Origin of the sequence: Pseudidiomarina aestuarii, assembly GCF_048263735.1 — a bacterium.
Classification (GTDB): Bacteria; Pseudomonadota; Gammaproteobacteria; order Enterobacterales; family Alteromonadaceae; genus Pseudidiomarina; species Pseudidiomarina aestuarii_B.
The window spans coordinates 110,687-121,131 of the sequence record NZ_JBLXDX010000003.1; the positions used below are offsets into that span (position 1 = coordinate 110,687).

General features: G+C 47.0%; 7 protein-coding genes. 4 read left to right on the forward strand and 3 right to left on the reverse strand.

Annotated elements, in window-relative coordinates:
* Nucleotides 1-463: 463 nt before the first annotated feature.
* From ACN0S4_RS07680 to ACN0S4_RS07690, 3 genes are all read right to left on the reverse strand, one after another.
* On the reverse strand, nt 464-964 hold the full coding sequence (locus ACN0S4_RS07680) for a GNAT family N-acetyltransferase (RefSeq protein WP_417657097.1): 501 nt from the start codon (nt 962-964) through the stop codon (nt 464-466).
* 206 nt (nt 965-1,170) lie between these two features.
* Nucleotides 1,171-1,527 carry a hypothetical protein gene (locus ACN0S4_RS07685; RefSeq protein ID WP_417657098.1) on the reverse strand — a complete coding sequence of 119 codons (357 nt, stop codon included), beginning with the start codon at nt 1,525-1,527 and terminating at the stop codon, nt 1,171-1,173.
* 1,190 nt (nt 1,528-2,717) lie between these two features.
* On the reverse strand, nt 2,718-3,416 hold the full coding sequence (locus tag ACN0S4_RS07690; protein WP_417657099.1) for a WYL domain-containing protein: 699 nt from the start codon (nt 3,414-3,416) through the stop codon (nt 2,718-2,720).
* A gap of 192 nt (nt 3,417-3,608) precedes the next feature.
* Here ACN0S4_RS07690 and ACN0S4_RS07695 point away from each other — a divergent pair, with 192 nt between their 5' ends.
* From ACN0S4_RS07695 to ACN0S4_RS07710, 4 genes are read left to right on the forward strand one after another with little or no spacing between them, the layout of a single operon-like run.
* Nucleotides 3,609-5,099, forward strand: a complete 1,491-nt coding sequence (locus tag ACN0S4_RS07695) for a Wadjet anti-phage system protein JetA family protein (RefSeq protein WP_417657100.1) — start codon at nt 3,609-3,611, stop codon at nt 5,097-5,099.
* Nucleotides 5,089-5,727, forward strand: coding sequence for a DUF4194 domain-containing protein (locus ACN0S4_RS07700; protein WP_417657101.1), 639 nt, complete (start codon nt 5,089-5,091; stop codon nt 5,725-5,727). Before ACN0S4_RS07695 ends, ACN0S4_RS07700 begins: the two co-directional genes overlap by 11 nt.
* Complete coding sequence (locus tag ACN0S4_RS07705) at nt 5,724-9,146, forward strand: SbcC/MukB-like Walker B domain-containing protein (RefSeq protein WP_417657102.1); 3,423 nt, start codon at nt 5,724-5,726, stop codon at nt 9,144-9,146. Before ACN0S4_RS07700 ends, ACN0S4_RS07705 begins: the two co-directional genes overlap by 4 nt.
* Complete coding sequence (locus ACN0S4_RS07710; protein ID WP_417657103.1) at nt 9,143-10,381, forward strand: Wadjet anti-phage system protein JetD domain-containing protein; 1,239 nt, start codon at nt 9,143-9,145, stop codon at nt 10,379-10,381. The genes ACN0S4_RS07705 and ACN0S4_RS07710 overlap by 4 nt, the downstream gene beginning before the upstream one ends.
* The last annotated feature ends 64 nt before the right edge of the window (nt 10,382-10,445 follow it).

Sequence of the window (10,445 nt, forward strand, 5' to 3'; positions counted from 1 at the left end):
CTGTTTATCCTGCCATGAGCTCCATTTTTAGCAGTATTTGATCTATTTGTAGTATTGATTGTTGAATGCTTATTCAGTTTGTTCCCATCAGGTTTTTTTAGTCATATACATACCATTATTAAGATTATTATTCTTCATCTCGAGACTTTTCGCTAAGTGGGCAGGTGCCACCAACTCGACATAATCTTATACCTAGACCCCCTATTTAGTTACCAAGACACTGGGAGTCTCTTTATTTGATTTCCTCAAGCATGCTTAATCAAACGTCCTAATATTTGACTGCGTATTACCCTTATTTATCATCTCAAGATAAGGAAATTCGTGAGCACGCGACTTTCGAGTGCGGTGCGTCGCAGCGTATGTTGACGTTCGCCCATTATCAGAGCCAGTCGAGGAATGAATTGAGCTATTCAGTTTTCACTGGATGCCACAAACTAAAGAACTGCTGATATGTGGTAGGTCGTTAGGAAGCATCGCTAAATCGTGCAGTGTACCGATATGCTGGTCTTCGAGATACGGAGTCTATAATGCTTTCGCGTTCCTTGCCAATAACCGATTCAGCAACTCGCTGGGAAGCAACGTTGGTTACATCGACCACTGCCTCAACATACAGAGTCTTGATCCCGTTTCTTCTTGATTGAGAAATTTGATCGTTAATTGCGTCTTGAAGAATTTCCTTCGCATAGCCTTGGTTTCGTTGATTTTCTGGAACCGCATACCCCACTGCGACACAGGGAAAGCCATCGACTTTTCCATTAAATATACAAGACAAGAATGCCTTAACCGTTTTCCGGTCTTCACTTAACCGCACATACGTAAGTCGGCGGGTTCCGGGAGTTGGAACGTCGAAATGGCTAAAAAGATCCTGATGACCACTTATGCGTTCAATCCTCAATATTCCATCACGCAGAGCTTGCTGGAACGAAATCATGCCGTCATGGGGATTTGTCATCGATGTAGTCACATTTAATCCTTAAAGAGGAATGAATTCATTACCTGTGTGTCAATTTAGTCTGAGCTTACATAACGTTATTGTTTAAAACTGACTTGTAACCGTAACTTAGATACTTCTAAGCCAAGTTTGTTTGAGTGTCAATTGTCTAAAAGGCTCCCTCACAGAACAGGATAACTGGTATACAGCTTGCCCTAATTCATTTTGAGGACCCGTTATCACATATGATCAGAATCATAGCGGCAAGTTTGACATTTAAAATCTTCTTCTAAGTAACATTGATAAAGTGATTCATCATCAATAACTCCACCACTCACACAACTAGAAACCCAATTCCCATCGTCATCTTCAAACATACCGATCGGTCCCTCACACTGGACATTCTCGAGCAACGGCTTTATGACATTCTCGTAATGGTAGGTTTGTTTTCCTGAGAGTTTACCGAGATCACCACCGCTTGCTAAAAGCAATTTGACAATTCCAAAAGTTGCGCCCGAGTCAACCTTCGTTTGATCAGCGATACTCTCAATGTAACTCTCATTTTCAATCAAAAATCCCAATACTTGCAAATTCATTTTTCTCACCACAGACAATTTGTTAGGACAGTAAGTCAACAACATGGTTGAAGACCATGTATGGAGTCAATCTCAGATGACTATGCCACATATAATTGGAAATTTCTGAAATGTTATCGTCGGTATCGTAGATTAGAAAAGTGGGCGCAAATTTTTAAATCACCGCAATAAGCAAAACTTCTACTTCATGTCTTTAAATTAAATGGGCCTATGGGATGATGCCAAAGCTTGAACTTGGCAAGAACCACCACGAGTTAGCTTCATTGTAAGCGAACAACATGATCTAGAACCTTACAGTCTTACAAACCAAATATATCTATCTTCCGGCCGAGCTGAAGCGCTAAAAATATCTAATCCCCCTTGAATCTCTCTGGATTATCAAAACTTTCAGGGCCGAGAGTAAACCACCTATTACCATATCGACCAGTCCGAATAGTGCCGCCAAAATATGCAGTTATTTCTTGACTTGTGTTTATTTTTAATCTCGCTATCTAAATTTGACTTTACCAATAGGTCATTTCATTCCGCGAGAAGCTCCTTCGATAACTGTGGATCTATGTGGGACTTCTGATATTCAAAATCCCCAGTCAAACACTTTTTCCAACAATTTATAAATAGTGTATGTAAAGGTATGTAAGCAGCCTTACCCTTGCACAATCGATTTAAGCTGCGGAGAAATTTAATATGAAAGACTCTATAGTTAGAGATTGCTATATAACACACCAAAACTTAATGGAATTTAACGATACGTTAGCCCATCTTCAAGAAGCTCTACTGATAACATTTAGAGACGTATTCAATCAGCATGGAACTGTAAAAGTTGAACCTTGCGGACGAAATTTAACCGCCAAAATGACTACGGTCTATCGTGATTTGGAGCATCTTGTGAGTCACTACCCTAAATTATTTAATAATCTTAATCTTTATTATCCTCGTGATTGGTCTTGATGCTAGCTAGCCGACTAGCCTCACCAAAGCAAGTGTTATGGTGAGGCTAATCAAGTTCCTCTGGTCATAGACAGGGCATGCTGCGGTCAGAAATGGGCGGCTCGGCAAGGGACTCAAACACTGGATATGCTGAGCTCGGATCAAAGCAGACTGGATGGACCCGTTAATAAAAGTCTCAGATGTTCTTCTGGATGGCTCGGAACCAAAGTCGCCGGTCTATTATTACTAGTAGCATGCGAGTCTCACCCATCGTCCCGAGGTAATTCCGTCCGGAACAGATAAATTTGAAACTCCGGCGGGTGTTGAACTTCGGGGTTTTCTGCAACCTCTAAATCTCTCAAGACATATCTTGTCAGGGCGCGCCGAGTAGTAATACGTCTGCCAATGGCGCCTTTAAACAGCTCATCTCGAATCAGTTTTTTTTGTCCCTCGGTCAATGATGGGTGTGGTCGTAACTCGAGCTGAACTTTTTCTTCCCAATAGATATCCTTGGGTGTTTCTACACCCTTAGGGGCTGCCTCAGCGCAGGATATTCGGGCGAGATTGAAGTCCCGGTGCTGTTCAGTGAGTTCATCGAAGCCCCTCACATGCCATCTTCTCCCGGCGAACACAAACGCCAAGGGATGGACAATACGTTCAATACCATCCGGATTGTTCATAGACCTATAGATGATTTTGGATGCTGCACCCTGGTTCATCGCTGAGTGAATAACCCGAAACAGTGCTGGATCCACGTTGGTGAAGTCTCTCTGGGTCTCCTCTACCATGACATGAGCAACTTGGTCTTTCACCAACCGGAAATAGGCCTCGATACTAAGATTAGCGCTTTCTGGCTTGAATCGAGCTGTAGGAACATATCGCCTGCGGCCTTGCCCTTTCTGAGCCTGAGTATGTGATGGGAATGCTTCTCGATACGAAGCCAATACTCGCGAGGCTTGCACGCTGGTTATTCCAAACTTTTCCCTAAGGCGCCGATTGGTTATCTCCCCTTCATATGCTAGCAACATCTCAATGAACTCAAACTGCAGTCTCGTGCGACTATCCAATGGTGTAACTCTCTTCTGGATTTGTATTAACATTGGTGTTAATTTAACATTGATGTTAATACAAAGTCTAGGAAGATTGGGTGCCTTATGCCTGAAAATGCGGACAACCTATTTGATCGTGTACCTGAGCATATTTTTAGACCGCTCGGCGCGCACGAGCATGCGCGTCGTAACTGGTCGCTCCTAAACCATCTGTATTACGATTTCTATGCACCTGAGGCTGATCCTCCAGAGGGAGAAGGCTGGACACAGAAGCGCGTGGTAGCATCAATTGAGCGTTTCTTGGTCCGGTGGGATGATGAGAATAAAACCAATGTTGAGGAGCAAGCGACTCCGGTAAACATACGCGCCCATGACGCTCTTTCAAACTTTCTGGATAGTGGCTGGCTGAGCATCGATCGAGTCGGCTTTACTCAATTCGTGATCATGCGCCCGACGGTTCAAAACCTATTTGAGTTGCTCAAAACCTTTGCTGAGCAAGGTCCCGAATTTATCGGTGGGCGTGTGCAATCGGTCCGGAATAACTTACTGCAGGTGCAGGCGGATCCTGAAAAAAATGCTGCTGTGTTTCAGGTTGCTGCTAAGGAATGCTCCGCGCTTCTGCAAATGTTGAACAATACGCGAATGCGTGTTCGGGAGGCTAGCGAATACTTGCGCACCCAAGAGTCAACCCACCTCTTCCTCGAGAAGTTTTTTGGAGACTATATCTCCAGTTTATATATCGGCGACTACTCAGACCTGTTCTCCCGCAATCATCCGCTCGCATCCCGCTGGGATATCGTCGATCTGGCTTCCCGAATTACAGAGGAACCAGAAAGTCGCGAGCAATTACGTCGGTGGTACCGCAGAAACTTACGTTGTCGGTCTATTGAAGAAGCGGATGCATTAATTGAAAGTGATACGGCCCGTGTTATGGCACTTCGCGAGGTCGATAGGTTACTCGCACGCCTTAAAGATGCCGTCACTCGCGCTAACGACCAAGCCCTCGGATATCTCGAATACAAGGTCCGCTCTCAGGGCAATTTCGATATGAAGACCGATCAGGTCATAAATGCGGTTGTTCGCGCTGCTGATTCACGACCAAATGATGAAAATTTGGCTCTATCCACAGGTTGGTCTCAAGGAAAACTCTTAAGTGAAGACGCCCTAAAAATGCCGAACAAGAAGCCACGAAAGCTCAGAGGTGCGGTTATCCAGAAGCGTCAGCTTTCACCGGAGGCAAAAGCACGACGATTGGTACGCCAAATCATGAAAGGGAACCGAGAGGTTTCTGAGACTCGCATTATTCAGTACATCGATCGTCATGTGGATCCTGGAGGTGTTTTGGAAAGTAGTTCCATGGAAGTGGCCTCCATCAACGACCTATGTATTTTGGCAGCATTCTCTCGCCTTGGGTTGATGGCTGACCGAACGGAGAGAAATGCTCGGGCCGGCATTGTTCGACCAACATTATTTAAGGAGCTCAGCAAGCATATCGAGATTGAGCTGACAGGTGAGCACTTTGAGAATGAATACATTGAGGCGCCTGTTGTAAGGATTCGTCGCCGACAGGAAGGGAGTACGAATAATGCCAATTAGCTGGAAACGTATTGCAGAGCAAGACGAGGCTTATACTGTTCGGGATTTTCAGAGGGCGGCACAACGTCTGATCATTGATCAAGTGTTGTATCAAGCAAACCCGAAGCAGAGATCGGACTATGACTTGGTGGCGGCCCATGAAGATGCATTCACGGAAGCGCTTGATCTTTTTGGCTGCATGCTCGATCTCAATGTCCAGGAGCGATATGTGGCTGCTGTTCCGACAGTTACCGAAGTTAGCAAGATTCCTCTCATGCATACCTTGTTGGCTTTGGTGTTGCGGAAACTGTATGACCATCACATGAACAGGGGGTCACTCAATGCAGGCGTTGCGGGTGTTAGTTTGCCTGAACTAGAAGCTGCGTTCCGGGAATCAACAGGACGTGAATTACCAATGAAGCCCCAGTCGGAACTTCAGGGGATGATGGATGCAATGAAAAGGTGGGGAATTGCTCGTTTAGTCAGAACTGAGAATCTAGGAGAGGCGACATGGTTTACTGAGATTCTGCCCGGTATTCAAAGCCTGATAAACGAACGAACTCTCGCCGTGCTGAAATCCCATGCAGAATTGTTATATGAGCCTGATGAGTTGGGCGATACGACAGAACAAAAGGAGAGTTCTTTGTGAAACAGCTCAAACGAATCTCATTAGTCCAGTTCTATCTCCACGAAGCGGTCGATATTGAGGTAGCAGGAGCAACTGCCTTCCTGGGGCCAAATGGCTCTGGAAAATCGTCGACGCTAGACGCGATACAAATCGCCATGCTCGGGGGAAATCAGCTGTACACACGTTTTAATACCCAATCGGTATCAACCAAGCAACGGCGAAGCTTAGCTGGCTATTGCCTTGGCATGCTCCGCAATCCAGAGAAAGATAGTGAAGCAATCGGACGCGCGCGTGACGAGGCTCGAACGTACATCATGTTAGTCTTTGGCGACGACACGGAAACTGAATGGGTTTCTGCTGGAATTTGCATCGAGGCCGATGCAGAAACCGATGAACACGAGATTAAAGGCCTTTTCGTCCTCCCTGGATTGGCATTAAAAGCCGACGATTGCATTATCTACGACGGCGACGATCAACGCCCGATCTCGTTCTCAGACTTTCGGGAAAATGTCAGAGAACAAGCTCGGAACAAAGGACGGACGCCCATCTTTACAGATAAGTCGAGTGAGTATGTTCAGGAGCTTCTATACGCTCTGAATGGCGAACGAATGCCTAATGCACGGCGGTTTATGTCGTCTTTTGTGAAGTCGATGACCCTGAAGAATGTCGATTCGATCGATCAATTTGTCCGAGATTACGTCGTTGAGTCCAATCCAGTTGATATTGCAACGTTTCGCAAACAGGTCGAACAGTTTATCGCTTTGCGTGATTTGATCATGAAAACAAAGGCAAGAATCTCACGACTCGAAGGCATCATTTCTGACTTTGATCGGGCGCGCCAGGCGGAACGTCGAATCGCAACTCTTGAGGCCATAAAGGCGATATTTAATGTCGAACGGCTTGGAGAGAAGATTGACGAGATTGAAACCCAGATCGATACACTCAAAGACCAGACAGAAACTGCGGAAGGCCTTGCTGCTGACGCGAAAGAACAGCGAGATCTCAAGCAAGAGGAAATTACCCAACTGACGGTTCGCTTGGAGAGCGACCAGAATGAGCAGCTTCGGCAACGCCTCGAAGATCAGATTAGCTCCCAGCGCAAAATAATAACAGCCTACCAACATCCCGAGATATCCCGAGCGAACCGCCTGATTACTTCGCTAAGAGAATTGATCGACGAACCAATTTTTTCTGAGCTTCGAAGTCTTATGAATACCGTGGTTGAAGAGCTGGTCGAGGCTCGGGGAAATGAAAACTCTGGAAGCTCGCTGAGCGAATCAATTGGGAAAATCGACGAGAACCTCGCACAAATTCGGGTCATTTCTCAGTCTAATCTGGCCTCGATCCAAAAGAAGCAAAATGAACTGAGTGAGGAGCGTGATGCAATTCGACGTCGGATTTCAGCGGCAGCTCAAACCGGGCGATTGTTGAATGATGGCGCAGCGCGGTTATTGGAGATACTTAATCGCGCCGGTATGAAAGCTAAGCCCCTGTCGGCGTTACTACGCATTTCGGACGCAAGCTGGGCACCGGCTTTGGAGGCTTATTTAGGTGGTGATCGTGATGCTCTGATTATCACGGAAGGAGAGACCCGCGAGGCGGTCAAACTATTGCGCCAGGCGAGGCAGCAAAACATCCAGGTAAACGGTGCGGCTATCATCCAGCCGTTACACCTACGCAATCTCGACACTTCCGCTAAAGGTGAGGAATTCGCATTGGGTGTTTTTGAGACCGATGACGATACGGCTCGCCGTTTCGTTTGGCAGAAGTTCGGAAACATGCGCCTAGTCGACACCGAACTGGAGCTCGAGACCCATCCAAGAGCAATTACCCGCGACGGAATGCTGAGTCAGGGAGGTCTAACTAAATCCATCCGAATCGCACCAATAAGTGATCTTCGTATAGGCAAGGAAGCCCAGGACACATCACAATTATCGCGACATGTATCGGAACTCCAGGGAGAATTGGAGCAGCTTGAGACGTTGAGGAAACGCGTGGAAGAGCTCGAAAAAGCTCTCGCCCCGAACGCCAACGATGACGATCAGGGCGTCACTGAGAAGCTTGCAGAGGCCAATAAGGTGATTAACCAGGCACATCAGCAGCTCAAGGGTCTAGATGTCTCACATCTAGATGAGTTGCGATCTCTTCTTAGTGGTGCTGTCTCGCAACACTCAGAATACGATAATCAATATACGAAGCATGATCGACTCGCGGCAGGGTTGAAAGAGCAAATAGGTCAATGTGGGGAGCGGAAAGAGCAACTGAAACAACAGTTACCTGCAAGTCGCCAAGCTGAACATGAAGCTGTAACCAACGCTTTAGTCGACAAAGAGTGGCTGGACAGTATGAAAGACGAGATTGAGCGCGACGAAACTAGCTATGATCTTCGGCTTAAAGAGGTGGATAGGAAACTTGACTATCACACACCCCGCTTGAGGAAAGCCGAGGAAAACGCCTCTCTTGAACTTGCCCGCTATGTCCAAGACGAGCGTTTGGATGTGCAAGTGCCCCATATGGAATGGCATGAACGTTATGCATGGACACTAGAGGAAAAGACGAAGCTTTTTAATACCGAATTGCATCGGTACGAGGAGGAAGCTGAGTTAGCCCGTCAGGCATCCGAGGAAACGTTGCGCTCAGACATCGCCATGTCTCTCTATGATCGATTCAAAGAAATGGAGTTGGAGCGCCGGGAGCGAAATAAAATACTTGAATCATGTCCGTCTTTCACCGGTGGGGAACGTTACAAGTTCACAGCCAAGGTTGCGCCGCAATACGAAGCCTTAGTGCGATACATCAACCAGATTGCTCAAGAAGACAACAATTTTTCTTTGTTTGCCGAAAACCCCGATGAGATTAGTGAAACACTCCGCGATCTCGTGGAAGCCGCTGCTGACTCTGGTAACGCTGGTGGCGTTCTAGACTACCGACAGTTCTATACCTTTGATTTAGACATCTTGGTCGATGGTAAAAGAGTGGATCGTATGAGTAACCGGCAAGGGGCAGGATCCAATGGTGAACACATAGCGCCGATGTACGTTGCCGCAGGTGCTGCTCTTGCAAAGGCTTATAGGCTCCACAGTAACAAAGGAAAGCAACGCGGTATCGGCCTTATTTGTCTTGATGAGGCTTTTCATGGCATGGACACAATCAACGCCATAGCCACCGCACGCTTCCTACAAAGCATCGGCTTGCAGCTTATTATGGCGGGGCCGGAGCTTGAACGCACTAAACTGGCACCTGTAACCCAGACCATCTATGACTTGGATCGAGAAGGGCTGGATCTACAAATGGAACGGACCAAATTCAAGGAGGCAGCCAACAAACTGATGTTAAGTGATATGCCTGACGAAAACTCGGAGGTTATGAAAGATGCTTACCAGCAACTTGGATTTGAACAGCCAGCAGAATGTGCAGTTTCTTACAATGGTGGGCAATGATGCTGCGCTCAGGAGCAGATGCATGCGATGAGACTATGCGTCGCCTTATCAAGAAAGCTGCCCGTGCTGTTTTCGCAGATGGCGAACTTGAACCGTCTGTAGAAAAGATTTCGGTAAGTTTGCCTGCGACAAATCCGAGCTTGCCGGAGTACTATCGCCTTGAGCGCTTTGCAGACCGGGAGGAGTATCATGCGCGACTTCAAATCTATTCAAATGCAAAAGCGATAAAGGTAGATTGGGACGTCGGTGCAGGAGAGAGAGGGCAGCTTTCGAGAGTAACGCTGCTTGATCCGAAAGTGGTGGGGAGTATTCTTGGCGAAGAATTACCTTGGGAAGTTGCCTCGCGAGCTATCGCAAGAATTGCGGCTGTAGCTAATGAAAGGCTCCCTAACGTTGACCACATTATTGATGCGTGGCGTTGTGGAAAGGCCCCTGCAGGTGTGTCAGCAGAGCGTGCAAATCAACTTGTCGACAGCATGAGGATGATAGATGCCGCGTACAAACTTTCTAGAGGTGGGCAGGATGTACTGCTCCGCAAGCTAAGCGCAAGGCTATTCAATGATAGTAAACGGATAGAAGCACTCACTCGTCAGCTTGCTTTCCTGCTTGGAGAGACCACAGAAACCGAAGAAGACGATGTTTTTGCTCGGTTAGGCCTGGTAAAGCATCCTCAACCTATGCTTCTGAGCGGCCCACCGGGTTGTAGCATTCAAATTGAAGGGGTAGCTATTCCTCTAGCATACCCCTATCTCGGCTTCAGACCGGACACTATTAAAGGCCTGGTCGCTTCAAAAGATCTTATTCGGCGTGTTCTCACCATTGAGAATCTAGCGAGCTTCAACGAAGCAGCTGAACTCGCAAAAAACGCGAGGGACTTGCTGATCGTTTATCTCGCTGGTAACCCTACACCATCTTTTCTCGCGGCATACAATCGAATACTTTCATCCGTGGAACCCACCGAAATCCTGCATTGGGGCGACATTGATGTAGGTGGGTTTAGGATTGCGGCAAGAGTAGCCGATAGCATCAGATCTACCGGCCATAGTCTTAAGCTTTGGCGTATGAATCCATTGGAAGTAGCTTTTGGGCAGCAAAAGATCGTCCCGGAAAAGAAGATCGAAGAAGCATCAACAATCTGCGACAAATACGGCTGGAACGAAGAAGCCGAAGGATTACGGAGCAATCCAGTATTTCAGGAGCAAGAGTTCCTCGACTGGACTCCTCCGAATGATTAAACGAGAGCATAACTTATTGAGACACTGTGGTGTTACCTCAGTTTTCCGCTTTCCCCAGTTCGGT